Consider the following 25,635-nt stretch of genomic DNA (forward strand, 5'->3'; position numbering starts at 1 on the left):
CCAAAGACATGGCAGCTAAAGGCAGATCATAAATATTTATTGGCTGAGGTTAACCCGGCCTTGTGATCCCGCTTTCAAAACCGAACGCTTAACCCGGATCACGAAAGCCCGGATAGTTGCTATTACCCTGGGCCACGCTGACTGACGTGCGGGTGGCAATATCAATCCCCTCGCTTGCGACTTCTGCCAGAAAGTCGATTTGCTCAGGGGTGATCACATACGGCGGCAGGAAGTACACCACGCTGCCCAATGGGCGTAGCAGTGCTCCGCGCTCCAGTGCGTGTTGATAGACTTTCAAACCGCGCCGTTCTTGCCACGGGTAAGGGGTTTTGCTGGTTTTGTCTGCAACCATTTCGATTGCCAGTGCCATGCCGGTTTGACGGACTTCGGCAACATGCGGGTGGTCAACCAAGTGAGCAGTGGCGTCGTGCATGCGTTTGCTCAGCGCGCGATTGGCTTCGATAACATTGTCTTGCTCGAAGATATCCAGTGTCGCCAACGCCGCCGCGCAAGCCAGTGGGTTGCCGGTATAGCTGTGCGAGTGCAAAAACGCGCGCAAGGTTGAATAGTCGTCGTAGAACGCTTGATAAATGGTGTCGGTGGCCAAGCAGGCGGCAAGCGGAAGATAACCGCCGGTCAGTGCTTTTGAGAGGCACAGAAAGTCCGGGCGAATCCCGGCTTGTTCGCAGGCGAACATGGTACCGGTGCGGCCGAAACCGACTGCAATCTCATCCAGAATCAGGTGCACGCCATAGCGGTCACAGGCTTCACGCAAGAGTGTCAGGTAAACCGGATGGTACATACGCATGCCACCTGCGCCCTGGATCAGTGGCTCGACGATGACGGCTGAAACTTCGTGATGATGCTCGGCGAGTGTTTGTTCCATGTGGGTGAACATCAGGCGCGAGTGCTCTTCCCAGCTCACGCCTTCAGGGCGGTTGTAGCAGTCCGGGCTGGGTACTTTGATCGTGTCGAGGAGCAGGGCTTTATAGGTGTCGGTGAACAAGGCGACATCGCCAACCGACATGGCAGCGACGGTTTCGCCGTGGTAGCTATTGCTCAGGGTGACGAAGCGTTTTTTCTCTGGCTGACCGATGTTGAGCCAGTAATGGAAGCTCATCTTCAAGGCGATTTCGATGCACGATGAGCCGTTGTCGGCATAAAACACCCGGTCGAGCCCCTTTGGCGTCAGCTTGACCAGACGCTCGGATAACTCAATGACGGGCTGATGGCTGCACCCGGCGAGGATGACGTGCTCAAGTTGATCGACCTGATCCTTGATGCGCTGATTGATTCGCGGGTTGCAGTGGCCGAAGACATTGACCCACCATGAGCTGACCGCGTCCAGATAACGTTTGCCATCGAAGTCCTCAAGCCACACGCCTTCACCGCGTTTGATGGGCACTAAAGGGAGCTGCTCATGGTCTTTCATTTGTGTGCAAGGGTGCCAAACCACAGCGAGGTCGCGCTGCATCCATTGATCGTTCAAGCTCATGGAGTCCTCCAAATCTTTAGGCACAGCCTACCAGATGCGAATGCCGGGCTTAGGGTCAATTAGTGATTGGGCTTCAAGCCACAGGCTGGTTGAGTCGATGGGACGCCAGCCCTTGGTGGACATGTCACTGCACAGCCTTGCTGTAATGCGGGCTGGTCAATAAGCTCTAAATTCATAGAAGTTCAGTGTGAAAACAGTGGGTCTTGAATAGCTATCGTATTTCCCGATATTTCAAAGCGAAAATTTACGCTTTATATCGATAGTTTTGTTGCTAATCTTGGCCCAACTTAAATAGTCATGGTTTTGTGGAACATATTATTGATGCAGTGGCGCAACTCTCCCTCACGTTACGGCGTGATCAGTATTTTTATGCACTGGCTGGTGGCCTTGGTGGTATTTGGCCTGTTTGGCCTTGGTTTCTGGATGGTCGAACTTGATTACTACGACAGTTGGTATACCGATGCTCCAAACATTCACAAAAGTATTGGTATTTTGCTGTTTTTAGCGATGCTCCTGCGGGTTTGCTGGCGCTGGATCAGCCCGCCGCCGGGACATTTGCAAAGTCATGGCCGTATGACGCAGTTAGCCACCAAGTGGGGCCACACATTCTTATATGTCGGCTTGTTTGTGTTAATGGTTTCTGGCTACTTGATTTCAACTGCAGAGGGCCGTGGTATCAGCGTTTTTGATTGGTTTGAAGTGCCAGCGACCCTGACCAGTATTCCTGATCAGGAAGAATGGGCGGGTATGGTTCATGAGTACTTGGCTTGGGCCATTGTCATATTTGCTGGGCTGCATGGCTTGGCGGCGCTCAAGCACCATTTTATTGACCGTGACAGCACGCTAAAACGCATGCTCGGTCGTGAATAGATTTTAGTTGTTGAATCGCGCGGACAGCTCTGCGCATCCCTGAAACGTTGCAATATGATTTTGCAAGATTACTTTGGAAGGAAGATTCTATGTTGAAGAAAACGCTTGCTGCACTCGCGCTAGGCACTGCTTTGATCGGTGCGGGTCAGGCTTTCGCTGCTGATTACGTGATCGACACCAAAGGTCAGCACGCCTTTGTTAATTTCAAGATTAACCATTTGGGCTACAGCTGGTTGTACGGCACTTTTAAAGAATTCGATGGTAGCTTCAGCTACGACGCTAAAACACCAGAAGCCAGCAAGGTTAAAGTGACCCTGCAGACTGAGAGCGTTGACACCAACCATGCTGAGCGCGATAAGCACATCCGCAGTGGTGACTTCCTTAACGTCAGCAAAAACCCGACTGCCACTTTTGAATCGACCTCGGTTAAATCGACTGGCGACGGTGCAGCTGATGTTACCGGCAACCTGACTCTTAACGGTGTGACCAAGCCTGTTGTTGTTAAGGCCAAGTTCGTGGGTGAAGGTGATGACCCGTGGGGCGGCTACCGTGCAGGCTTTGAAGGCACCACCACAATCAAGATGAAAGACTTCAACATTGAAAAAGACCTCGGCCCTGCAGCGCAGGAAGTTGAGTTGATCATTTCGTTTGAAGGTGTTCGTCAGTAATTACTGACCGATCATAAAAAACGCCGACTTCGAGTCGGCGTTTTTTTGGGCAAAAAATACGCAATTCGTGACCCGCAGGTACAACAACGCCGACACAAGGTCGGCGTTGTTGGTTGCAGCCATTGCTGAGTTACTCGTCGCGGTTACGCGTTAGCAATGCTGGTTTCTCACCGCGTGGACGACTGCTTGGCAGTTGGTCCAGTTGTTCCGGTGTTGGGAACCGGTCAAGGCGCGAGCTTTTATGCATGATGACAGGCTGCTTGTCTGTCGTCTTGCTAGCCGCTTGCTCGCTGCGTGGCAGTTCATCGCGATTAAGTGAAGTACTGCGCTCACGGTCGCGTGGTGGGCGTGAACGGTTAGCTCCAGAGCCATTACGGCCCTGACCACCTTGACGCTTGCCTTGACCGCCGCCGTTAGGCTTGGCAGCGCCGCCTGCCGCACTGCCACCGCTACGTGGGCCACGGCCCTGATTACGTGGTTGGCCTGATGCTGGCTGCGCAGCAGCTGCCGCAGGACGGCGACCACGATTTTGCGACCGGTTCTGGTTCGGGCTGACGTAGTCAACGCGGTTACCAAAGTTATCAATTTCGTCGTCGCGGAACTCATCTGGCGCGCGGTCCGGGGGGAGTACCGGAATCGCAGCAGTAGCGGCTGGACGGTTACTGCGTTCACCACGTGGCTTAGGCTTGCGGCCAGCATTATCACGGCCGCCTTCGCGGCTACCGGCAGGCTTGGCAGCGCGACCGGTGTCTTTGCCTTTGTCTTTACGGCCGCCACCATGACGCTCGCCGTCCGGTGTAGCAGGGCGCGGCGCACGCTGCTGGCGTGGCTGACGCGGTTCGCGAACTTCAGGACGCTCAGCTTCTACAGTGCTGGCGTCGAAGCCCATGACGTCGCCATCGGCAATCTTCTGCTTGGTCATGCGTTCGATGCCGCGCAGCAGTTTTTCTTCGTCTGGAGCTACCAGCGAGATCGCTTCACCGCTGCGACCTGCACGGCCAGTACGGCCAATGCGGTGTACGTAATCTTCTTCAACGTTTGGCAGCTCGAAGTTGACCACGTGCGGCAGTTGGTCGATATCCAGGCCGCGAGCGGCGATATCAGTGGCTACCAAAATGCGCACTTTATTGGCTTTAAAATCAGCCAAGGCTTTGGTGCGGGCGTTCTGGCTTTTATTGCCGTGAATCGCAACCGCTGGCAAGCCGCGCTTGTCGAGGTATTCAGCCAAGCGATTGGCGCCGTGCTTGGTACGGGTGAAGACCAGGACCTGTTCCCACGCGCCAGCGGTGATCAGGTGGGCCAACAGCGCACGCTTATGGCTCGCTTGCAAGCGGAATACGCGTTGCTCGATGCGCTCAACCGTGGTGTTCGGTGGCGTTACTTCGATGCGTTCCGGGTTATGCAGCAGCTTGCCTGCAAGGTCGGTAATATCTTTGGAGAAGGTCGCTGAGAACAGCAGGTTCTGGCGCTTGCTCGGAAGACGGGCGAGGACTTTTTTAACGTCATGGATAAAACCCATGTCGAGCATACGGTCAGCTTCATCGAGCACTAAAATCTCGACGTGCGACAGGTCGATGCTGCCTTGACCAGCAAGGTCAAGCAGGCGACCCGGGCAGGCGACGAGAACGTCAACGCCCTTGGCCAGTGCCTGAACTTGCGGGTTCATGCCAACGCCGCCAAAAATGCAGGCGCTGACGAATTTCAAATCGCGGGCATACAGCTTGAAGCTGTCGTGCACCTGAGCGGCCAGTTCACGGGTCGGTGTCAGCACCAGTACGCGTGGTTGTCTTGGGCCGTGACGTTGTTCGCGGTCCGGGTGACCGTTAGGGAACAAACGTTCAAGGATTGGTAGGGCGAAACCGCCTGTTTTACCCGTGCCAGTCTGTGCCGCTACCATCAGGTCGCGACCTTGCAACGCGGCGGGAATAGCCCGCTGTTGCACCGGAGTTGGCTGGGTGTAGCCGGCGGACTCGACCGCACGAACCAAAGCCTCGGAGAGACCGAGGGAAGCAAAGGACATGTGAAATCCTGTCTAGTGAGGGCGTAGCCCTATGATGTATTGCCTGGCTTGAATCGCACGTGGGGCGCGCAATCCCGTCCGGTACTGCTGCCTCTGGGAGGGGCTAGCATCCGGGCGCAAGCCTGGCGGGAAGTCCCGAGTATAACAGAGCTTGGCCGTTGCGCAGTAGTTGCCTGCTTAATGGCGCTGCATTTGCTGCATACGGGGTTTAATTAATAGCATTGTCTTGGGCATGCGCAGTGGTAATTAGTTCGCATAAACCAAGGATTTACTGAGCAATTGCTCGAAGTCTTACTTGCTAGCGGCCTGTGTGGTTGCACAGGCCTCTAGCTTTAGAGCTTATGACAACGACTCTAAAACGCCGGTTAGCGCGGTAGCTTCAGGTTGTTCCAGATCGCCAGACTTGGCTCAGACTGGTTCAGCGTATAGAAGTGCAGGCCTGGCGCGCCGCCTTGCAGCAGCTGTTCGCACATTTCTGTAATCACTTGCTGGCCGAAGGCCTGAATGCTGTCGATGTCATCACCGTAAGCTTCCAGTTGCTTGCGCACCCAGCGCGGTATCTCAGCGCCACAGGCATCAGAGAAGCGTGCCAGTTTGCTGTAGTTGGTGATCGGCATGATGCCCGGTACGACCGGAATCTCAACACCCATCTTGCGCACGCGCTCGACGAAGTAGAAGTAGCTGTCGGCGTTGAAGAAATACTGGGTGATCGCACTGTCGGCACCGGCTTTTGCCTTGCGCACGAAGTTGGCCAGATCATCCTCAAAGTTACGTGCTTGCGGATGCATTTCCGGGTAGGCAGCAATTTCGATGTGGAAATGATCGCCGCTTTCTTCGCGGATAAAGGCAACGAGCTCATTGGCATAGCGCAGTTCGCCGCTCGCCATGCCCATGCCCGATGGCAGGTCACCACGCAGGGCAACGATGCGCTTGATGCCGTTGCTCTTGTAGAGATCCAGCAGCTCGCGGAGCTCAGCCTTGCTGTCACCTACGCAGGAAAGATGGGGTGCGGTCGAAACTTTAATCTCACCATCGAGTTGCAGCACGGTATTAACGGTGCGGTCGCGGGTTGAGCCGCCTGCGCCATAGGTGCAGGAGAAAAAATCCGGATTGTATGTCGCTAACTGGCGCGCAGTGGCCATCAGCTTTTCGTGTCCAGCTTCAGTTTTGGTCGGGAAAAACTCGAAGCTGAAACGGCGTTCTTGACTCATGACGATGTCCTTGTGAGCACTGGCCGTACACCTGCATGCAGATGCACGGCCAGTCGGCTACTTAGTAGCGGTAAGCATCCGGCTTGAAAGGGCCTTCAACGGTTACGCCGATGTAATCAGCTTGGGTCTTGGTCAGGCGTGTAACGACGCCGCCAAAGCCCTTAACCATTTCCAGAGCCACTTCTTCGTCGAGTTTCTTCGGCAAGACTTCAACCGTCAGGCGTTCAGCTTTTTGCTCGGTGTTCAGGTCGGCGTACTTCTGCGCGAACAGGAATATCTGGGCCAGAACCTGGTTGGCGAACGAACCATCCATGATGCGGCTTGGGTGGCCAGTGGCGTTACCCAGGTTGACCAGACGACCTTCGGCCAACAGGATCAGGTAGTCATCGTTTTGCGCATCGAAGCTGCCGCTGCCAGTACGGTGGATCTTGTGTACCTGTGGTTTAACTTCTTCCCATGCCCAGTTTTTGCGCATGAAAGCGGTGTCGATTTCGTTGTCGAAGTGACCGATATTGCAGACAACAGCGCGCTTTTTCAGGGCTTTGAGCATACCAGCGTCACACACATTGGCGTTGCCTGTGGTGGTCACGATCAGGTCGATCTTGCCCAGCAGAGCTTTGTCGATGCAGGCGTCGGTGCCGTCATTGAGGCCGTCGATGTATGGCGAAACCAGTTCAAAACCGTCCATGCACGCTTGCATGGCGCAGATTGGGTCGATTTCGGAAACCTTAACGATCATGCCTTCCTGGCGTAGCGACTGCGAGGAACCCTTGCCCACGTCACCGTAGCCAATTACCAGCGCTTGCTTGCCCGACAGCAGGTGGTCGGTTCCGCGCTTGATGGCGTCGTTGAGGCTGTGACGGCAACCGTATTTGTTGTCGTTCTTGCTCTTGGTGACCGAGTCGTTGACGTTGATTGCCGGGATTTTCAGCTCGCCCTTGGCCAGCATATCCAGCAAACGGTGTACGCCAGTGGTGGTTTCTTCGGTCACGCCGTGGATTTTTTCCAGCATGGCCGGGTATTTCTTGTGCAGGATCTCGGTCAGGTCGCCGCCGTCGTCGAGGATCATGTTGGCGTCCCAAGGCTGGCCATCTTTGAGGATGGTTTGCTCGATGCACCATTCGTACTCTTCTTCGGTCTCGCCTTTCCAGGCAAAGACCGGAATACCAGCGGCAGCGATAGCTGCAGCGGCTTGGTCTTGAGTCGAGAAAATATTGCACGATGACCAGCGCACTTCAGCGCCTAGTGCGATCAGGGTTTCGATCAGCACGGCGGTCTGGATGGTCATGTGGATACAGCCGATGATCTTGGCGCCTTGCAGCGGTTGCAGGCCAGCATATTTGCTGCGCAGGCCCATCAGAGCTGGCATTTCGGATTCAGCGATGATGGTTTCGCGGCGGCCCCAGGCAGCCAGGGAAATATCAGCGACTTTAAAGTCGTTAAAACCTTCAGGCGTCATAACAGCGCTCATAAAATGAGTCTCCATTCGTTGTCTGCGAATGGGCGCCGTTGATGCGTATGGTTAACGCCCCATCCGAGCCTGACAAACCACTGGTGTACAGGGTCTGCTGCAGCGCCCCTCGGATGGGTGGCGGGCGTAACCGAAGCGGTGTCGGTTACGTGTAGCCGGGCGATTATAGCGATACAGACGGTTTTGCCCAAGGCTTTCCGTCGCCCTACGCGCAACGCAGTGGTAGCCTTGGTTAATCCCGCAGTATTGGAGCCCGTATGGGCAATCACAAGATTGAGATCCGCCGGCGCAACATAGAAAAAATTCTGTTCTGTGCAGAAAAGGTTTTCGCCGAAAAAGGTTTTGGCAGCACTTCCATGGGCGATATTGCTGAAGAAGCCGGTTTGCCGCGCTCGAACCTGCATTATTACTTCAGCACCAAAGACGAACTGTACCGCGCGGTATTGCTCGATTTGCTCGACGTCTGGAAGCAAGACGCCCTGTGTTTTGAAATGCTTGATGACCCGCGCGTTGTGCTGAGCAGCTATATACGCGCCAAGATGAATCATTCGCGCACCCGCCCGCATGGCTCGAAAGTCTGGGCCAACGAGATTATCCACGGCGCACCAATGCTCGGTGAAACGCTGGACGACAGCTTATATAGCTGGGCGAAGATGAAAGAGGCGAAGATTAAGCAGTGGGTCGAGGACAAGCGCATTTTGCCGGTCGAGCCCTCGAGCCTGCTGTATATGATCTGGGCTTCAACCCAGCATTACGCGGATTTTAACCATCAGGTAAAAGTGCTGAACGACCATCAAGCGCTGAGCGAGATGCAGTTCGAGAAAGCCGTGCAGACTATTACCACGGTGATTCTGCGTGGTATCGGCCTCGAACCTTAATGTTCGCCTAGAGCTGCTGCGCTTGGCCATGCGGCGTTGAACGCCGCATGTGTTTTCTCACGCCAAAGGCGTTACTTATGCCAAAGGGCCTGAAAACCTAGCGCAGCAGTTTTTGGGAGCTTTTTAACTGGCCACTCGGTATGGATTGCGCGGGTCTTCATTCCAGTTCAGGTATGGCTTGCCGGTGTCTTGTACGACCATTTCGATACAGTCTTCGACTGGGCATGTGATTTGGCACAGGTTGCAGCCGACGCATTCATCATCAATCACTTCGTATTTGTGCGTGCCGTCTGCTTGTTTAAGGCTGGCGATGGCTTGGTGCGAGGTGTCTTCGCAGGCGATATGGCATCTGCCGCAGCCGATACAGGCGTCCTGATCGATTTTGGCGATCACTTGGTAGTTGATATCTAGGTATTTCCAGTCCGTGGTATTACCCACTGCGCGGCCTGAGAAATCGTCGAGGCTGGTATAGCCTTTTGCATCCATCCAGCGGGACAGACCGTCTTTCATGTCTTCGACAATGCGGAAACCATGCAGCATCGCAGCCGTACAAACCTGCACGGCGCCGCAACCGAGAGCGACAAACTCGGCTGCATCACGCCAGCTGCCAATGCCGCCAATGCCACAGATTGGCAGGCCTTGGGTTTCGGGATCGCGGGCGATTTCGGCGACCATGTTCAGGGCGATGGGTTTAACCGCTGCGCCGCAATAACCACCGTGAGTGCTCTGCGTGCCGACAACCGGAAGCGCGACCATATTGTCGAGGTCGATGCTGGTGATGGAGTTGATCGTGTTGATCAGCGACACGGCATCGGCGCCGCCGCGATGTGCGGCGCGGGCAGACAAACGCACGTCGGTGATGTTGGGGGTGAGTTTCACGATGACCGGCAGCGAACTGTAGGTTTTGCACCAGCGCGTGACCATTTCGACGTATTCAGGCACCTGCCCGACAGCTGCGCCCATCCCGCGTTCCGGCATGCCATGTGGGCAGCCAAAGTTCAGCTCGATACCGTCTGCGCCAGTGGCTTCGACCAGCGGCAAGATGTATTTCCATGACTCTTCAACACACGGCACCATCAAGGACACAATCAGAGCGCGGTCTGGCCAATCCTTTTTGACCTGAGTGATTTCGCGCAGGTTGATTTCAAGTGAGCGGTCGGTGATCAGCTCGATATTGTTGATGCCCATCACTTCGCGATTCGGGCCGTACAGCGCCGAGTAACGCGATGACACGTTGACCGCTGCCGGGTCTTCGCCAAGGGTTTTCCAAACCACGCCGCCCCAGCCTGCTTCATAAGCGCGGACCACGTTGTAGGCTTTGTCTGTCGGCGGCGCGGAGGCCAGCCAGAAAGGATTGGGGGCTTTGATGCCTGCGAAAACGATAGAGAGATCGGCCATTATGCAGCCTCCACTTTCATAGCGAGGGTTGAGTGAATGGCCTCGGCAGCCAGTTTGCCGTGTTGCACGGCTTGCACTGTAAGGTCTTGGTCGAGCGAGGTGCAGTCGCCACCGGCATAGATGCCCGCAATGCTGGTGCGCAGATTTTCATCGACCCAGATGCGTTCGCCTTGACGTTTCAATTCTGCGGCCAGTGGATCATTCAGCGCATTGCCATCGAATGCTTGGCCGATGGCTTTAAAGATTGCATCAGCGGCCAGCTCGAAGGTTTCCCCGGTTGTGATCAAGCGCCCCTCGTCCATTCGGGTACGGCTGAAGCGCATGCCGCGTACTTTTCCAGCATCATCAAGCAATACTGCTTCAGGCTGGGCCCAAGTCATTAACCGAACTTGGTTGGTTTTGGCTATTTCTTGTTCGTGACCGGTTGCGCCCATGTCGGCCAGGCCGCGGCGATAAACCAGATTGACGTCTTGGGCGCCTAGCTTGGCCATTTGCACCGCCATGTCGATTGCTGTGTTGCCAGCACCGAGGACTATGCAGCGGTTGGCCAGCGGCAGATTGCTGAGAACATCGCTCTGGCGTAGCTCGCGAATGTAATCTGTTGCCGCGACCAGACCGGGCGAATCTTCATTGGCCATGCCCAGTTGTTTGCTCGCGGCTAAACCCAGGCCGAGGAAGACTGAATCAAACTGCTGGTGCAGCTCGCTCAAGCTCAGGTTGTCACCAAGCCGTTCGCCGTGGCGGATTTCAATGCCGCCGATTTGTAGGAGGAAATCAACTTCCTTTTGTGCAAATTCATCGACCAGCTTGTACTTGGCGATTCCGTATTCATTGAGCCCGCCGGCTTTTTCCCGGGCTTCGAAAATCACCACGTCATGGCCGTGCATGGCGAGGCGATGTGCACAGGAAAGCCCCGCAGGCCCAGCGCCAACCACGGCAACACGCTTGCCGCTGGCGGCGGTTCGCTTGAATGGATGTTCGCTGAACTTGGCATTATCAATCGCGTAGCGCTGTAGCAGACCAATCAACACCGGTGCGCATTCTTGCGCGTTATTGCGCACGCAGGCTTGCTGGCAAAGAATTTCGGTCGGGCAAACCCGGGCGCAACTGCCACCCAGAATGTTGGCTGACAAAATGGTCTGCGCGGCGCCCGTGACATTGTCATGGCTGATGCTGCCAATGAACGATGGGATGTCGATATCACTGGGACAGGCATTGATGCATGGCGCGTCGTAGCAATACAGGCAGCGCGCGCTTTCCAATGCGGCTTGGCGGGCATTTAGAGGTGGCGCCAGGTCACCGAAATTAGCTGCCAGTTCGGCGGCGTCTGCGTCTGGACGAGGTAAGTGGCTGAGTGTATCTATCACGGGTTTATGCCTCACGGTTTTGTGATTGTTATCAAGGCTGCTGGCCGCCATGTGAGGGGGCTAAACCCTCGGCGTTATTGGCCTGCAATCTTGTGGGCAGTCAAGTCGTTGATACGGTTGCGGCCCACCTCTTCGGGTGGGTGCGCAGTAGTTGAGGGTTAGCGTTTCACGGCTGTCGGCCGTTGGTGCTCGGCGCGCTTGTTGAGTAGGTCGAATACTGCGGGATAAGCCGGTCGCTCGACATAACGCCCCGCGCCACGCTCGGCGCGTAAGTCGCCATCGGCCCAGACCAGGCGGCCTTGGCTGATGGTGTGACTGGGTACGCCACGAACGGTTTTGCCTTCAAAAATATTGAAGTCAACTTGTTGGTGATGAGTCTTGGCTGAAATCGTGCGCGTGCCTTGCGGGTCCCAAAGCACCAGATCTGCATCCGCGCCGACACGAATCGCGCCTTTGCGCGGGAACAAATTGAAGATCTTCGCGGTGTTGGTCGAGGTCAGCGCGACGAAGTCGTGCATCGATAATTTGCCGCTGTTAACCCCTTCATCCCAGAGCACGGCCATGCGGTCTTCAATGCCAGCGGTGCCGTTGGGGATTTTGCTGAAATCATCGCGCCCCGCTGCTTTTTGCTCGGCGCAGAAACAGCAATGATCGGTTGCGGTGGTGTGCAGGTTTCCAGACTGCAGGCCTTTCCATAGCGCCTCTTGGTGACCTCGCGGACGGAACGGTGGACTCATCACATAACCGGCAGCCGTTTGCCAGTCCGGGTGGCGATAAACGCTGTCATCGAGCAACAAATGGCCGGCAAGTACTTCGCCATAAACCGGTTGCCCCTTGGCGCGTGCGTAGGTGATTTCATCCAATGCTTCGCGGGTCGAGACATGCACCAAATACAGCGGTGTGCCTAAAGTTTCAGCAATCCGAATCGCCCGGCTGGCAGCCTCTCCTTCAACTTGTGCTGGCCGCGACAAAGGGTGGGCTTCTGGCCCGGTTAAACCCTGTGCCAGCAACTTGTTTTGCAGGTGATAGACCAGTTCTCCATTTTCGGCATGCACGGTTGGCACCGCGCCCAGTGTCAAACAACGTTCGAAGCTGGCGACCAAGGTGTCATCGGCGGCCATGATCGCGTTTTTGTAGGCCATGAAGTGCTTGAAACTGTTGACCCCATGCTTGCTGACCAACTCTTCCATCTCGGCGCTGACCTGCTCGCTCCACCAGGTAATCGCCACATGGAATCCATAGTCAGACGCTGATTTTTCCGCCCAGCCGCGCCACTGATGAAATGCCTCAAGCAGCGACTGCTGAGGATTGGGAATCACAAAGTCGATAATCGAAGTCGTACCGCCAGCCAGCCCGGCTGCGGTGCCGCTGTAGAAATCTTCACTGGCAACGGTGCCCATGAACGGCAGTTGCATGTGGGTGTGAGGGTCAATGCCGCCAGGCATCAGGTATTGGCCACTGCCGTCGAGTACTTCGCAGCCGGCGGGTATGTCGAGGTCTTCGCCAACTGCTTGGATGATGCCGTCAGCGCACAGCACGTCGGCGCTGTAGCTTTCTTCATGGGTCACCACCGTGGCGCCACGGATCAATAAAGCCATACCAGTTTCCTCTCAGGCTGACCGGTGCATGCCGGTTCTTGGATTTCTTTGGGTGGAGCAGGACAGAGATGCAGTTTTAATCCTGTCATCACTGTCAGGAATAGAATCTAGTAGCACTTTGTCGATTGAGCAAGATTATTTTTAAAGTGTCTTTCGTCTTATTAACTTATTGATAAATAACAATAAATATTAATAATCACCAAAATGGTGATGCCTCTCACCATTTTGACGCACTTGACAGGTTCCAAATATGAGCGAGATTTCTTATGCAAAATCAGCCGTTTAAACCGGCGAAGCGATAAGCCTGATGGTTTGAAAAAAAATTGCCTTGCACCAGATTGAGTCCTGACTGAGCAGACAAGATCGGAAAAATCGGTTGTTGCACCTTGTCTGGGGATCGAGTGGTTCACCGCATTATTTTTAAAGACTATTTAAATCAATGTCTTGTAAGCATTGTTAAGTTGTATGTGGTTGGCTGCATGAGGGTTCGGCATGGTTATTGAGTGCTGCTGCCTCCATGTTCGTCGGTCATAAAGTGTCGCTGGCACTGTTCGAAGAACTCCAGCCACCGCATTAGCCCGGTGCGCTAACAATCAAAAAAATAATTGGAGAAGCCCATGCAGCAGAGCAGATCGGAAGTAACCGAACGCGATGGCCTGTTCGAACTAGACGCTGGCACTGATGTGCTAGATAGCCCGCGCTATAACCACGATATTGCGCCGACCAAGGTGCATGAACGAACCTGGAACAAATGGCACATCACCGCGTTGTGGGTGGGCATGTCGATTTGTGTGCCGACCTACACCTTGGGCGGTGTGCTCACCGCCTATTTTGGTTTGTCGGTGGGCGAGGCATTGCTGGCGATTTTACTGGCCAACATCGTGGTATTGATCCCGCTGACCCTCAACGCATTTCCCGGCACCAAGTACGGCGTACCGTTTCCTGTACTGCTGCGTTCGTCGTTCGGCATCATTGGCTCTAACGTGCCCTGTTTGATACGCGCAGTGGTGGCATGTGGTTGGTTTGGCATCCAGACCATGTTTGGCGGCTTGGCGATTCACTTGTTTCTCGGTTCGATCTTCGAGGGCTGGAAGGCTTTGGGCGGCACCGGTGAGGTGATCGGTTTCATGATCTTCTGGGTGCTCAACCTGTGGGTTGTTTTACGCGGCGCTGAGTCGATTAAATGGCTGGAAACCTTGTCTGCGCCGCTGCTGGTGCTGGTCGGTGCGGGGTTGTTGGTTTGGGCGCTGCCAAATGTGTCGATGACCGAGTTGTTGGCGCAGCCTCCCAAGCGCCCTGAAGGTGCCAGCGTGGTGGGTTACTTTTTGGCAGGCCTGACAGCAATGGTCGGCTTCTGGGCGACATTGTCTTTGAACATCCCCGATTTCAGCCGCTACGCGAAAAGTCAGAAGGACCAGATCGTCGGCCAAATTATTGGTTTGCCATTGACCATGTTTCTGTTCGCCGCGCTGGGTGTGGTAATGACCGCTGCTTCGGCATCGCTGGTCGGTGAAACAGTCTCCGACCCGGTTAGTTTGATTGGCCATATCCAAAGCCCGGGCTGGGTGGCCTTGGCAATGGCGCTGATCATCGTGGCAACGCTTTCAACCAATACCGCGGCAAACATCGTCTCGCCAACTAACGATTTCCAGAACATTGCTCCCAAGCTGATCAATCGCAGCAAAGCGGTGTTTATCACCGGTTTTGTCGGTCTCGGTCTGATGGGCCATGAACTGCTGAAAAAGCTCGGCTGGATTGTCTCCGATGTCAGCCTTGAGAGTGTGTATTCGAACTGGCTGTTGGGCTATTCGAGTTTGCTCGGGCCTATCGCCGGGATCATGGTGGTTGATTACTTTTTGATCAAAAAACAACGTTTGGATTTGCCGGGCTTGTATTTGGATAACGTTTATCCCGCCTGGAATTTGATGGGCTTCGCGGCCTTTGTGCTGCCAGTTGCCTTGACGCTGATGTCGCTCAGCAGCGAGGCGTTTAGCTGGTTCTACGATTACGGTTGGTTTACCGGTTCTGCGCTGGGTGGGCTGATTTATTTTGTCCTGTGCAGTATGAGCAGCCCGCGCCCCGCTGTTGTTGCCAAGCCGACGCTGTAAACCATAAGAGTTGCTTCTTGCCTGAGGAGGTAAACATGACTGCTACCAATGCTGTTTTGCAATCCACTGATCAGCACATCAATGGTGATCGTTTATGGCAATCACTGATGGAATTGGCCCAGCTTGGCGCCACGGCCAAAGGCGGTGTCTGCCGTTTGGCGCTGACCGACCTGGATCGCCAGGCGCGCGACATATTCGTCAAGTGGTGCGAAGCCGCGGGGTGCAGCGTGACGGTTGATACGGTGGGTAATATTTTTGCGCGCCGTGCCGGGCGCAATCCTGATTTACCGCCGGTGATGACAGGCAGTCATATCGACACGCAACCGACTGGCGGCAAGTTTGATGGTTGTTTTGGCGTGCTTGCTGGCGTTGAGGTATTGCGTACTCTGAATGACTTGGCAATAGAGACCGAAGCTCCGCTGGAAGTGGTGGTCTGGACCAACGAAGAAGGTTCGCGCTTCGCGCCATGCATGATGGGATCAGGGGTATTTGCCAGTAAATTCACCCTTGAAGAAACCCTGGCCAAGGTCGATGCCGATGGCGTAACGGTCGGTGAAGCGCTAAATGCCATCGGTTATGCCGGTAGCCGCAAGGCCACAGGGCATGCGGTTGGCGCCTATTTTGAGGCGCACATCGAGCAAGGGCCGATTCTTGAAGATGAAGAGAAGATCATCGGCGTAGTGCTCGGAGCGCTGGGGCAGAAGTGGTTTGACCTGACCTTGCGCGGCGTTGAAGCGCATGCAGGCCCAACACCGATGCACCTGCGTAAAGATGCCTTGGTTGGTGCTGCCGCGGTGGTCGCGGCGGTAAATCGCGTGGCCCTTGAACATCAGCCACATGCCTGCGGCACCGTGGGTTGTTTGCAGGCATATCCGGGTTCGCGCAATGTGATTCCGGGTGAAGTGCGCATGACCTTGGATTTCCGTCACCTTGAGCCAGAGCGGTTGGACTCAATGATCGATGAGGTGCGTAAGGTCATAGAAACCATCAGCGCTGAGCATGGTTTAAGCGTTGAATTGACGCCAACGGCAGATTTTCCACCGCTGTATTTCGACAATGTTTGTGTCGATGCGGTGCGCAGTGCGGCTCAAGGTTTAGGCCTTTCGCATATGGATATCGTCAGCGGTGCCGGGCATGACGCAATCTTTCTTGCAGAACTGGGGCCTGCCGGGATGATTTTTGTGCCCTGCGAGGGAGGGATCAGCCATAACGAGATCGAAAATGCTGCGCCGAGTGATCTGGCAGCAGGTTGCGCAGTGCTGTTAAGGGCAATGCTGCAAGCATCGGTAGCGTTAGCCAGCGGTAAACTGGCGGCATGATTGCCTGATACACACTGAAGTTGGCACATTTGCTAATGGACGGCAGCGGCCCTGCAGATCAAGCTGTAGGGCCTATCTGACTTACAGCGGAGCTGTTATGACCATTGCCTTCTGGTGCGTGTTGATTGCGATCATCCTGCCCTACGTCTCGACTGTCTTAGCCAAAGGGCTTAGTCAAGGGTTCTCCCCCAGGAATAACTATGACCCAAGGGCTTATCTTGGCAGTCTTGAAGGGGCTGCTCGGCGTGCTAACAACGCGCAGCTCAATGGTTTTGAAGTCACCCCGGCTTTTGCGGCTGCGGTGATCATCGCTCACTTGGCCGGTGGTGCTCAGCAAAGTGTAATTGATCAACTGGCGATCGCTTTTATCATCAGCCGGATTCTTTACACCGCTTTTTATCTTGCTGATCTAGCGCCGGTGCGTTCGCTAATGTGGTTCATCAATATGGGCTTGATCATCAGCTTATTCGTGTTCGCAGCCTGACACACAGCGCTCTGTAGCTGCCGCGCAGCGAAGGGTTGCCAGGTAAAACCCAGCGCTGCACGACACATGCGGCAAATTACCGCGCTTGGCCGGTACCGCTTGAGCATGGATACTGTCGCGCTTGTTGAGCCTGATTGCTGCGCGAAGGTGTTATGAAGCTGAGAAACGTATTATTGATTCTGCTGGCCAGTCTGACTCTTGCCGCCTGTGGTGGTGTTGATCCCAACTCTCCGCTAGGCCAGCGCCAGGCCATCTTCAAGCAAATGCTCAAGACCAGTGAAGATCTGGGTGGCATGTTGCGTGGACGTATCGTTTTTGATGGGCCGCGTTTTGTTACAGGCGCCGCCAAGCTGGACGCCTTGTCTAAAACGCCATGGCAGCACTTCCCGCAAATTAAGGAAGAAGACGACACCAACGCCCGTGATGATGTCTGGAAGCGTCAGGCGCGTTTCAAGCAGTTGGCTGATGAGCTTGAGGCCAATACCGCTGCTCTAGTCGTTGCAACCACTGCCAAACCGCTTAAAAGCGCAGGACTGGTCGCGCCGATGAAGGCTGTTGAGGACAGCTGTAAAGCCTGTCACCAAGAGTTCCGCAATCACTAAGAAACCTCTGAAAAACTACTGCGCTCGCTTTTCCAGCGGCTCGCTAACTACTTCTAGCTTGAGTTTCTACTTGTTCAAGTGCTTTGCGAGCTTTGCTGAGTCGTTTCTGGTTTGCGGTAATACTGTCGGCATTGCCGGCGCCCAGCGCAGCGATCAAGTGTTTCTCGCTATCACGCACGTTTGATTGGGCTTTGGACACCTGCGCGCCATGTGCAGAGTTGGAGCCTAGTTTTGCGCAATGCTGTTCGATCTTGTCCAGCTCTTGCTGGGTATCAGACAACCGAGCGGTGTCGCCAAGGGTGCGAACTTGCTCGGTTTTATCCTTGAGGTCTTGGCGTTTACTGATGCAGTTGGTCAGTGGGTCGCTGCTTTGTGCCGCGATCACCGCATTAGTTAATAGTGCCGCGCCGCTGAGTAAGAAGATAAGTGTTGATCTCTTCAACATGGTCTTCGCCCTGTTTTTATTTTGGTTGAGAATCTTTGACAACGACGATTGAGCTTAGTTTTTATCTGTTTCAGCGGGTTCCTAAAAGCCATCGACTCCAGCTGCGTGCAGTTGCTCTTGAAGCTTGATGACCTGCGGGTGAGCAAAGAATGCTTTCAGTTGTTTGGCGCGTACCTTGCCGATCCCCGGTAGTTGTCGCCATGCGGGTGTATCGCGCTGAGCCAGTCGCTGCCAGTTATCATCGGGTTGCAGGCGTAGTCCGGGCGGTACTCCGAGTGCGGTTAGCCAGCGATTGAACGGCCGCTGGCGGGCTGCATTGAAGCGCTGGCTCAACACCGTGGCGCTGCGAGCAGCGAGCCCTGCAGTCTGTTTAAGTTGTTTGGTGGTCAGGTCGAGCCAGTCCAGTAAACCGTTAATCTGCTGCGCTTCGATAAGTTTGCGCCAGGTACCCGCACCCACACCGGGCATATTCAATCCGCCTTTACCGCTAAGCCAGCTGAGACGGGCGATAAATTGCTGGGCGCAAGGTGCTGAATACTGCCAACAGCTCAAGCGGTCATAAGCTGCTGCATCCGGGGAAGTGACCGGCTGACGAATGCTGCTGCGCATGACCACGCTTTCGAGCGTCGGAATAGTCAAACCTGACAGGCGAATTGCAACGTGATCACCGGGGCGGATATCCATCGCTTGCCAGCGCTGCAGACTCGCGACGCTGACATGTTTGATGATGCGATCATCCAGTTGCGTGGCGGCGAGCGTCAGCACCGGGGTGATGCGTCCGCTACGGCCGATCTTGAATTTGACCTTGCGTACTTCTGCCAGCGCCTGACTAACCGGGTATTTCCAAGCCACAGCCCAATGTGGCGGCTTGGCTTGCCAGTGTTGCGCTGCTTGGCGAGCGTTTTGGCGTAAGACGATGCCGTCAGTTGCGAAGGGCAGGGCGCTGGTATACCAGGTTGTGCGCCAATTCCGGGCCTGCTGGGCATTGTTGATCTGTTGGCTGAAGCGTTTGCTGTCACTGAACCCCAGTTCATATAACTGCTGTAGGCGTTCACTCATATCTGGCGGGCCTTGTGGCCAGTCCCAGACAAACAGCCCCACGCCACTTGCCAGTTCTCTACTGAGCTGTTTACGGGCGAGCAGCCCTGCGACTTTGCTGCGCGCGCCGGCGCTTCCTGCGCTGGCTTGTATGTGATTTTCCAGCCGCCAATACAGTTCGCCCTGAAGAACGAGTGGGCCTTGATAGGCAATACGCTTGGGGATGGCAGTTAACAACAGCGCTTGTGATGTCCAGTCTTGGCCGCGCTGACCGTCGCCCCGGCTGATCATCTGCTGAAATTGGCCGTGGTCGTAGATCAGGCTAACCGCTACACCGTCAACCTTGGGTTGTACCCAGGTGTCCTGTCGTGTGCTGAGCCAGGTCTCTAACTCTTGAGCGTTGGCCAGTTTGTTCAGGCCGGTCTGCGCGATCGGATGTTTAATCTCGCCGCGACTACTGGCCAAAGGTTGCAGTGGGCCTTGTACCGCAGCGGGGAAGCAGCGCTGCCAGTGTTGCCGCTTGGCGAGGGCTTGGTCGTAGAGCTCGTCGGCGATCAGGGAGATGCCTTTGCGGTGGTAGGCATCGTCCCATTCGGCAATCTGCGTGCTCAGTTGGCTGATTTCAGCGCGTGCCTGCTTGGCAGACCATCGCGGGCAATCGGCGCTAACGCTGGGCTCGCTATGCAGGGCAATAGCTGCCGCCGCTATGAGTAATAGCTGTGGGTTGTTCATACGCGTCCTTGCGTTGCCTCGATACCCCACTCAGCCTAGGTGTTGAGCGTATAAGCAGCAGCCCGACTTTTAACGGGGCTGGCTGGTTTATAAATTCCAGTCAAAAAAAAGCCCCGCACGAGGCGGGGCTTTCAGCTTTGCTTGAATTACAAGCCAGCAGCCGCGCGCAGGTCAGCAGCTTTGTCAGTACGTTCCCATGTGAATGCAGTGAAGGTGTCGCCTTCAAAAGTCATTTCATACGGGTTGCGACCAAAGTGGCCGTAGGCAGCGGTTGGCTGGTACATCGGGTGCAGCAAATCGAGCATCTTGGTGATTGCGTATGGGCGCAGATCGAAGTGCTCGCGAACCAGTTGGATGATTTTGTCATCGCTGATTTTGCCGGTGCCGAAGGTGTTCAGCGAGATAGACGTTGGTTGCGCTACACCAATGGCGTAGGAAACTTGAATTTCGCAACGCTCAGCCAAGCCAGCAGCCACAATGTTTTTGGCAACATAACGGCCCGCATAAGCTGCCGAGCGGTCAACCTTGGATGGGTCCTTGCCGGAGAATGCACCGCCGCCGTGACGAGCCATGCCGCCGTAGGTGTCGACGATGATCTTACGACCGGTCAAGCCACAGTCGCCAACCGGGCCACCAATCACAAAGTTACCGGTTGGGTTGATGTGGAACTGGGTGTCCTTGTGCAGCAATTCTGCTGGCAGCACGTGCTTGACGATCAGTTCCATCACGCCTTCGCGCAGGTCGTTGTAGCTGACTTCCGGGTTGTGCTGGGTCGACAGAACAATGGCGTCGATGCCGACAACCTTGCCGTTGTCGTAACGGCAAGTGACCTGGGATTTGGCATCCGGGCGCAGCCAAGGCAGCAGGCCCGACTTGCGCGCTTCAGCTTGACGCTCAACCAGGCGATGCGAGAAGCAGATCGGCGCAGGCATTAATACGTCGGTTTCGTTGCTGGCGTAGCCAAACATCAGGCCCTGGTCGCCAGCGCCCTGATCTTCCGGCTTGCTGCGGTCAACGCCTTGGTTGATGTCGACCGACTGTTTGCCGATGATGTTCAGTACGCCGCAAGTCGCGCCGTCGAAACCAACAGTCGAGCTGTCGTAGCCAATATCGATAATGACTTTACGAACCAGGTCTTCAAGATCAACCCAGGCTGAAGTGCTGACTTCGCCGGCGATGATTGCGACACCGGTTTTGACCATGGTTTCGCAGGCAACGCGGGCGTGCTTGTCTTTGCTGATGATTGCATCGAGCACGGCATCGGAAATCTGGTCAGCAATTTTGTCCGGATGTCCTTCAGACACAGACTCGGAGGTAAACAGGGAGTATTCGCTCATCTATCGGTCTTCCTAATTAATACCGGTGGGTGAGATCGGCTGCGGGCGGAAATTCGCTCTCAAGCCTGTGTGTTCATCGGGTTTGGCAAAGTGCCGCACCTGAATTTGGAATCCATTGCGTAGGCCAACATACAGGCTTTCACCTGGCGTCAGCCCTGCGGCGATAGCCCAATGGGCCAAATCGTCCTGTTCAAAGCCTAGCCAGAGATCACCGCAGGCCTGCCTGGCCCAGCTCTGGTTATGGCTGCATAACTCGGTTACCAACAAGCTGCCGCCGGGATTAACCTGCGCCGCTAGTTGTTTAAGCGCTTCCGCTGGCGCTGCAAAATGATGAAGCACCATGTTCAGCACCAAACAATCGGCGCTTGGGTACTGATCATTCAACGCATCAGCGAGCACTAACTGCACATTGCTCAAGCTGCTGTTGTCGCAAGTCAGGCGTGCTATTTCGAGCATTGCCTGGCTGTTGTCCAGCGCCGTCACCTGACTAAAGCGGCTTGCTAGCTCTGGCAGAAAGCCGCCGTCGCCGGGGCCAACTTCAATAACGCTTGCTGTGGCTGCAAAGCCCAGCGTATCCAGCACCGCCAGTACGCTGTCGCGATACTGCGGCAGGCCTGCAATCAAGTCCTGCTGGGCTTGAAAGTTATCTGCCATGCGGGCAAAAAACTCTTGGCTGGCGCTCGCTCGCTGGGCATGGACCGCAGCAATACGTGCTTGTACCTCGGCAGGTAACTCTAGCGCATCCACTTCATCGAGCATGGCGCTGTGTAACCGACCACCAAAACGTTTGTTATCAGCGAAGGCGCGACGATAAAAAATCGCATTGCCTTCGCGGCGTGTTGCAACCAGTTTTGCTTGTGCCAGCACCTTTAAGTGGTGGCTCATTCCTGACTGGCCAATGGCAAATATCTGCGCCAGCTCAAGTACACCAAATGAATCGTTACTCAGTGCGCGCAGTACATTAAGGCGCAGAGGGTCACCGCCAGCTTTACACAAAGCGGCCAGTTCATCGGCTGGCTCAAAACGGAGCTGGGGTACACGCATGTTCATAGGGTGGGCAGTCTAAGCGGTCATTTTTCATACAGCAACAGCAATATCAAAATATTTTGATATTGCTGTTGTGGGGTGCGATTGGGCCGCTCTATATAAGGAGAGAGACAAGTGTTTCGGAGTGTGTTGGCGATCCGACACATCAGCAAGGCAGATGTCTTATCGCGTAGCCGCAATTGAAAACGGGTAAAGGCCTGAAAGGCATTGGTCGAGAAAAAACAGTGTGTGAGCATGCTTGCGCGCCATGAAGTGCGACAGATTTTCTGGTGACGGGGCAGAAAATCGACAAGATTGCGGTTTTTCCTTAAGTAATCACCGCTGCGCGACTATCTGTCATTGCCCCGCACTGCCTTGGTGGGCGAAAATGGGTGCCTTTTCCAATTTGTCCCTCAGGAGATCAGCGATGCCCAGCCGTCGTGAATGTGCCAATGCCATCCGTGCTTTAAGTATGGATGCCGTGCAGAAAGCCAACAGCGGCCACCCGGGTGCCCCAATGGGTATGGCCGATATCGCTGAAGTTTTGTGGCGCGATTACCTCAAGCACAACCCAAGCAACCCTGAGTTTGCTGACCGTGACCGTTTTGTACTGTCCAACGGCCATGGCTCGATGCTGATTTACTCGCTGCTGCACCTGACTGGCTATGACTTGGGTATCGAAGATATCAAGCAATTCCGCCAGATGGGCAGCCGTACCCCAGGTCACCCAGAATATGGTTACACCCCAGGCGTTGAAACCACCACCGGCCCGCTGGGTCAGGGGATTGCCAACGCTGTAGGCTTCGCCATTGCCGAAAAAGTTCTGGCTGCGCAGTTCAACCGCGACGGTCACAAGATTGTCGACCATTACACCTACGCCTTTATGGGCGACGGCTGCATGATGGAAGGCATCTCCCACGAAGTGTGCTCGCTGGCTGGCACCTTGGGTCTGGGCAAGTTGATTGCCTTTTACGATGACAACGGTATTTCTATCGACGGTGAAGTTGAAGGCTGGTTCAGCGACGACACACCAAAGCGTTTCGAAGCCTACGGCTGGCAAGTGATCCGCAATGTTGACGGCCACGACGCTGAAGAGATCAAGATCGCTATCGAAACTGCACGCAAAAGCGAGCAGCCCACGCTGATCTGCTGCAAAACCATCATCGGTTTTGGCTCGCCGAACAAGCAAGGTAAGGAAGATTGCCACGGCGCTGCACTGGGCAACGACGAAATCGCGCTGACCCGCGCAGCGTTAGAGTGGAACCACGGCCCATTTGAAATCCCTGCGGATATCTATGCACAGTGGGATGCCAAGCAAGCGGGTGCCGCTGTAGAAGCCGAGTGGGATCAGCGTTTCGCTGCCTACGCCGCTGCGTATCCAGAGTTGGCTAGCGAACTGAAACGCCGTATGGCCGGTGAATTGCCAGCTGATTTCTCAGAGAAAGCCGCTGCCTACATCACAGAAGTTGCGGTCAAGGGCGAAACCATTGCCAGCCGCAAGGCCAGCCAGAATACCCTTAATGCTTTCGGCCCACTGTTGCCTGAAATGCTAGGTGGTTCGGCAGACTTGGCGGGCTCGAACCTGACCTTGTGGAAGGGTTGCCAGGGCGTGTCGGCTGAAGATGCCTCCGGCAACTACATGTATTACGGCGTTCGCGAGTTCGGCATGAGCGCGATCATGAACGGTATTGCTCTGCACGGTGGTTTCGTACCGTACGGCGCAACCTTCCTGATCTTCATGGAGTATGCGCGCAATGCCGTGCGCATGTCGGCGCTGATGAAGAAGCGTGTGCTGTATGTATTCACCCACGACTCAATCGGTCTCGGTGAAGACGGCCCGACCCACCAACCGGTCGAGCAACTGACCAGCTTGCGCTCTACTCCGAATCTCGATACCTGGCGCCCAGCCGATGCGGTTGAGTCGGCAGTGGCGTGGAAGTACGCGATTGAGCGTAACGACGGTCCATCGGCGCTGATCTTCTCGCGTCAGAACCTGCCGCACCAAGGTCGTGATGTTGCCCAGTTGAGCGACATTGCCCGTGGCGGTTATGTGCTCAAGGATTGCGAAGGCGAGCCAGAGTTGATCCTGATCGCCACCGGTTCGGAAGTCGGCCTGGCGGTTGATGCCTACGAAAAACTGACTGCCCAGGGCAAAAATGTGCGTGTTGTTTCGATGCCTTGCACCAGCGTATTTGACGCACAGGATGCAGGCTACAAACAGGCGGTATTGCCGGTACAAGTTGGTGCGCGTATTGCCATCGAAGCTGCTCATGCAGACTTCTGGTACAAGTACGTCGGCCTTGAAGGTCAGGTGATCGGCATGACCACCTTTGGTGAGTCGGCACCGGCGCCTGCGCTGTTCGAGCACTTTGGTTTCACAGTTGAAAACATTCTGGAAACCGCTGCCGAGATGCTTGAAGGCTAAGGACTTTGTACACGCAAGTTAGCCAGTGCTGCTGGCTAACTTGCAGTCTATTCCCGCACCTTGTCGAGAGCTGAACTCAGCATGTCCAAGCGTCCTTACAGAATCGCACTGAATGGTTACGGTCGTATTGGCCGTTGTGTGCTGCGTGCTTTGCACGAGCGCGGGGAAGGGGTTGGCATTGAAATTGTCGCGCTCAACGACCTGGCTGATCAGTCGAGCATTGAATACCTGACACGCTTTGATTCAACCCACGGGCGTTTTCCCGGCGAGGTTCGAGTTGATGGTGACTGCCTGCATATCAATGGTAATTGCGTAAAAGTGCTGCGTGGAGAAACCCCGGAAAGCATTAATTGGACTGCTCTGGATATTGATTTGCTGCTCGAATGTTCGGGGCAATACACCACCCGTATGGATGTGCAGCGTTTCATTAATGCCGGTGCTCCACGGGTGTTGATGTCGCAACCGATGGCCAGCGAAGCTGATGCCGATGCGACAATCGTATTTGGCGTTAACCAGCATGCATTGACCGGTGCTGAACGTCTGGTTTCCAACGCCTCATGTACCACCAACTGCGGCGTGCCGCTGTTGAAGGTGCTGAACAAGGCGGTGGGTATCGAATATGTTTCGATTACCACGATCCACTCGGCGATGAATGATCAGCCGGTTATTGACGCCTATCACCACGAAGATTTGCGCCGCACGCGTTCGGCGTTCCAGTCAGTAATTCCGGTGTCTACAGGCTTGGCCCGTGGTATTGAGCGACTAATGCCGGAACTTGCTGGACGGATCCAGGCCAAAGCTATACGCGTGCCGACGGTTAACGTGTCTTGCTTGGATATCACTATTCAAACTGCGCGTGACACCAGCCCCGAAGAAATTAATCGGGTGTTGCGTGAAGCTTCAGAGGCTGGGCCGCTGCAAGGTTTGCTGGCCTACACTGAATTGCCGCACGCCAGTTGTGATTTCAATCACGACCCGCACTCAGCGATTGTTGATGGCAGCCAGACCCGAGTTTCCGGGCCACGCTTGGTCAACATACTGACTTGGTTCGACAACGAATGGGGCTTTGCTAATCGCATGCTCGACGTTGCTCAGCACTATTTGAATGTTTCCACCCAAACAGCCCCTATGAAGGACTGAATA

Annotated in this window: 20 protein-coding genes and 1 riboswitch; of the genes, 9 read left to right on the forward strand and 11 right to left on the reverse strand. The window is 55.1% G+C overall.

Annotation, left to right across the window (positions count from 1 at the left end):
• Positions 1–88: 88 nt before the first annotated feature.
• On the reverse strand, positions 89–1,495 hold the full coding sequence (locus ACN0UH_RS07980) for an adenosylmethionine--8-amino-7-oxononanoate transaminase (protein WP_417661552.1): 1,407 nt from the start codon (positions 1,493–1,495) through the stop codon (positions 89–91).
• 321 nt (positions 1,496–1,816) lie between these two features.
• Here ACN0UH_RS07980 and ACN0UH_RS07985 point away from each other — a divergent pair, with 321 nt between their 5' ends.
• Together ACN0UH_RS07985 and ACN0UH_RS07990 are read left to right on the forward strand one after the other, a co-directional pair.
• Positions 1,817–2,365 (forward strand): cytochrome b, encoded by a 549-nt coding sequence (locus ACN0UH_RS07985; RefSeq protein ID WP_417661553.1) that lies wholly within the window; start codon positions 1,817–1,819, stop codon positions 2,363–2,365.
• Between the two features lie 89 nt (positions 2,366–2,454).
• A complete protein-coding gene (locus ACN0UH_RS07990; protein WP_417661554.1) occupies positions 2,455–3,033 on the forward strand; it encodes a YceI family protein in 579 nt (192 codons plus the stop codon).
• Positions 3,034–3,163: 130 nt separating this feature from the next.
• On the opposite strand, the gene ACN0UH_RS07995 is transcribed toward ACN0UH_RS07990, so the two are convergent.
• The 3 genes from ACN0UH_RS07995 to ACN0UH_RS08005 form a co-directional block, all read right to left on the reverse strand.
• Positions 3,164–5,053 carry a DEAD/DEAH box helicase gene (locus tag ACN0UH_RS07995; RefSeq protein ID WP_417661555.1) on the reverse strand — a complete coding sequence of 630 codons (1,890 nt, stop codon included), beginning with the start codon at positions 5,051–5,053 and terminating at the stop codon, positions 3,164–3,166.
• A 365-nt stretch (positions 5,054–5,418) separates the two neighbouring features.
• Positions 5,419–6,264 (reverse strand): methylenetetrahydrofolate reductase [NAD(P)H], encoded by an 846-nt coding sequence (gene metF, locus ACN0UH_RS08000; RefSeq protein ID WP_417661556.1) that lies wholly within the window; start codon positions 6,262–6,264, stop codon positions 5,419–5,421.
• A 61-nt stretch (positions 6,265–6,325) separates the two neighbouring features.
• Positions 6,326–7,735, reverse strand: coding sequence for an adenosylhomocysteinase (locus ACN0UH_RS08005; protein ID WP_417661557.1), 1,410 nt, complete (start codon positions 7,733–7,735; stop codon positions 6,326–6,328).
• Positions 7,736–7,758: 23 nt separating this feature from the next.
• Positions 7,759–7,852, reverse strand: a riboswitch (S-adenosyl-L-homocysteine riboswitch).
• 140 nt (positions 7,853–7,992) lie between these two features.
• Between ACN0UH_RS08005 and ACN0UH_RS08010 the strand changes: the two genes are divergently transcribed.
• A complete protein-coding gene (locus ACN0UH_RS08010; RefSeq protein WP_087515288.1) occupies positions 7,993–8,613 on the forward strand; it encodes a TetR/AcrR family transcriptional regulator in 621 nt (206 codons plus the stop codon).
• Between the two features lie 123 nt (positions 8,614–8,736).
• On the opposite strand, the gene preA is transcribed toward ACN0UH_RS08010, so the two are convergent.
• The 3 genes from preA to hydA all read right to left on the reverse strand — a co-directional run bounded on the left by preA (position 8,737) and on the right by hydA (position 12,976).
• Positions 8,737–10,014, reverse strand: coding sequence for an NAD-dependent dihydropyrimidine dehydrogenase subunit PreA (preA, locus tag ACN0UH_RS08015; RefSeq protein WP_177408695.1), 1,278 nt, complete (start codon positions 10,012–10,014; stop codon positions 8,737–8,739).
• Positions 10,011–11,378, reverse strand: coding sequence for an NAD(P)-dependent oxidoreductase (locus tag ACN0UH_RS08020; protein WP_417661558.1), 1,368 nt, complete (start codon positions 11,376–11,378; stop codon positions 10,011–10,013). Before ACN0UH_RS08020 ends, preA begins: the two co-directional genes overlap by 4 nt.
• Before the next feature lie 158 nt (positions 11,379–11,536).
• Positions 11,537–12,976, reverse strand: coding sequence for a dihydropyrimidinase (hydA, locus tag ACN0UH_RS08025; RefSeq protein WP_417661559.1), 1,440 nt, complete (start codon positions 12,974–12,976; stop codon positions 11,537–11,539).
• Positions 12,977–13,593: 617 nt separating this feature from the next.
• On the opposite strand from hydA, the gene ACN0UH_RS08030 reads away from it, so the two are divergent.
• The 4 genes from ACN0UH_RS08030 (at position 13,594) to ACN0UH_RS08045 (ending at position 17,489) form a co-directional block, all read left to right on the forward strand.
• Complete coding sequence (locus tag ACN0UH_RS08030; RefSeq protein WP_417661560.1) at positions 13,594–15,084, forward strand: NCS1 family nucleobase:cation symporter-1; 1,491 nt, start codon at positions 13,594–13,596, stop codon at positions 15,082–15,084.
• Positions 15,085–15,119: 35 nt separating this feature from the next.
• Positions 15,120–16,403 (forward strand): Zn-dependent hydrolase, encoded by a 1,284-nt coding sequence (locus ACN0UH_RS08035; RefSeq protein ID WP_417661561.1) that lies wholly within the window; start codon positions 15,120–15,122, stop codon positions 16,401–16,403.
• Positions 16,404–16,500: 97 nt separating this feature from the next.
• Positions 16,501–16,887: an MAPEG family protein gene (locus tag ACN0UH_RS08040; protein WP_417661562.1), complete on the forward strand. Its 387-nt coding sequence runs from the start codon at positions 16,501–16,503 to the stop codon at positions 16,885–16,887.
• Positions 16,888–17,039: 152 nt separating this feature from the next.
• Complete coding sequence (locus ACN0UH_RS08045; protein WP_417661563.1) at positions 17,040–17,489, forward strand: c-type cytochrome; 450 nt, start codon at positions 17,040–17,042, stop codon at positions 17,487–17,489.
• Positions 17,490–17,532: 43 nt separating this feature from the next.
• On the opposite strand, the gene ACN0UH_RS08050 is transcribed toward ACN0UH_RS08045, so the two are convergent.
• From ACN0UH_RS08050 to ACN0UH_RS08065, 4 genes are all read right to left on the reverse strand, one after another.
• Positions 17,533–17,934, reverse strand: coding sequence for a DUF1090 family protein (locus tag ACN0UH_RS08050; protein WP_417661564.1), 402 nt, complete (start codon positions 17,932–17,934; stop codon positions 17,533–17,535).
• An 81-nt stretch (positions 17,935–18,015) separates the two neighbouring features.
• The gene (ligB, locus tag ACN0UH_RS08055) at positions 18,016–19,704 is read right to left on the reverse strand and encodes an NAD-dependent DNA ligase LigB (protein ID WP_417661565.1); all 1,689 of its coding nucleotides are present in this window, start codon (positions 19,702–19,704) and stop codon (positions 18,016–18,018) included.
• 146 nt (positions 19,705–19,850) lie between these two features.
• On the reverse strand, positions 19,851–21,041 hold the full coding sequence (gene metK, locus ACN0UH_RS08060; protein WP_417661566.1) for a methionine adenosyltransferase: 1,191 nt from the start codon (positions 21,039–21,041) through the stop codon (positions 19,851–19,853).
• 12 nt (positions 21,042–21,053) lie between these two features.
• Positions 21,054–22,091: an ArsR/SmtB family transcription factor gene (locus ACN0UH_RS08065; protein ID WP_417661567.1), complete on the reverse strand. Its 1,038-nt coding sequence runs from the start codon at positions 22,089–22,091 to the stop codon at positions 21,054–21,056.
• A 403-nt stretch (positions 22,092–22,494) separates the two neighbouring features.
• Here ACN0UH_RS08065 and tkt point away from each other — a divergent pair, with 403 nt between their 5' ends.
• Complete coding sequence (gene tkt / locus ACN0UH_RS08070; RefSeq protein WP_417661568.1) at positions 22,495–24,492, forward strand: transketolase; 1,998 nt, start codon at positions 22,495–22,497, stop codon at positions 24,490–24,492.
• Positions 24,493–24,573: 81 nt separating this feature from the next.
• Positions 24,574–25,632: an erythrose-4-phosphate dehydrogenase gene (epd, locus tag ACN0UH_RS08075; protein WP_417661569.1), complete on the forward strand. Its 1,059-nt coding sequence runs from the start codon at positions 24,574–24,576 to the stop codon at positions 25,630–25,632.
• The last annotated feature ends 3 nt before the right edge of the window (positions 25,633–25,635 follow it).

It is taken from the genome of Pseudomonas sp. (genome assembly GCF_048265905.1).
Classification (GTDB): domain Bacteria; phylum Pseudomonadota; class Gammaproteobacteria; order Pseudomonadales; family Pseudomonadaceae; genus Aquipseudomonas.

Coding starts and splice junctions, on each gene's coding strand:
- ACN0UH_RS07980 (WP_417661552.1), bottom strand. CDS start 1,495: ATGAGCTTGAACGATCAATGGATGCAGCGCGACCTCGCTGTGGTTTGG.
- ACN0UH_RS07985 (WP_417661553.1), top strand. CDS start 1,817: ATGCAGTGGCGCAACTCTCCCTCACGTTACGGCGTGATCAGTATTTTT.
- ACN0UH_RS07990 (WP_417661554.1), top strand. CDS start 2,455: ATGTTGAAGAAAACGCTTGCTGCACTCGCGCTAGGCACTGCTTTGATC.
- ACN0UH_RS07995 (WP_417661555.1), bottom strand. CDS start 5,053: ATGTCCTTTGCTTCCCTCGGTCTCTCCGAGGCTTTGGTTCGTGCGGTC.
- metF (WP_417661556.1), bottom strand. CDS start 6,264: ATGAGTCAAGAACGCCGTTTCAGCTTCGAGTTTTTCCCGACCAAAACT.
- ACN0UH_RS08005 (WP_417661557.1), bottom strand. CDS start 7,735: ATGAGCGCTGTTATGACGCCTGAAGGTTTTAACGACTTTAAAGTCGCT.
- ACN0UH_RS08010 (WP_087515288.1), top strand. CDS start 7,993: ATGGGCAATCACAAGATTGAGATCCGCCGGCGCAACATAGAAAAAATT.
- hydA (WP_417661559.1), bottom strand. CDS start 12,976: ATGGCTTTATTGATCCGTGGCGCCACGGTGGTGACCCATGAAGAAAGC.
- ACN0UH_RS08030 (WP_417661560.1), top strand. CDS start 13,594: ATGCAGCAGAGCAGATCGGAAGTAACCGAACGCGATGGCCTGTTCGAA.
- ACN0UH_RS08035 (WP_417661561.1), top strand. CDS start 15,120: ATGACTGCTACCAATGCTGTTTTGCAATCCACTGATCAGCACATCAAT.
- ACN0UH_RS08040 (WP_417661562.1), top strand. CDS start 16,501: ATGACCATTGCCTTCTGGTGCGTGTTGATTGCGATCATCCTGCCCTAC.
- ACN0UH_RS08045 (WP_417661563.1), top strand. CDS start 17,040: ATGAAGCTGAGAAACGTATTATTGATTCTGCTGGCCAGTCTGACTCTT.
- ACN0UH_RS08050 (WP_417661564.1), bottom strand. CDS start 17,934: ATGTTGAAGAGATCAACACTTATCTTCTTACTCAGCGGCGCGGCACTA.
- ligB (WP_417661565.1), bottom strand. CDS start 19,704: ATGAACAACCCACAGCTATTACTCATAGCGGCGGCAGCTATTGCCCTG.
- metK (WP_417661566.1), bottom strand. CDS start 21,041: ATGAGCGAATACTCCCTGTTTACCTCCGAGTCTGTGTCTGAAGGACAT.
- ACN0UH_RS08065 (WP_417661567.1), bottom strand. CDS start 22,091: ATGAACATGCGTGTACCCCAGCTCCGTTTTGAGCCAGCCGATGAACTG.
- tkt (WP_417661568.1), top strand. CDS start 22,495: ATGCCCAGCCGTCGTGAATGTGCCAATGCCATCCGTGCTTTAAGTATG.
- epd (WP_417661569.1), top strand. CDS start 24,574: ATGTCCAAGCGTCCTTACAGAATCGCACTGAATGGTTACGGTCGTATT.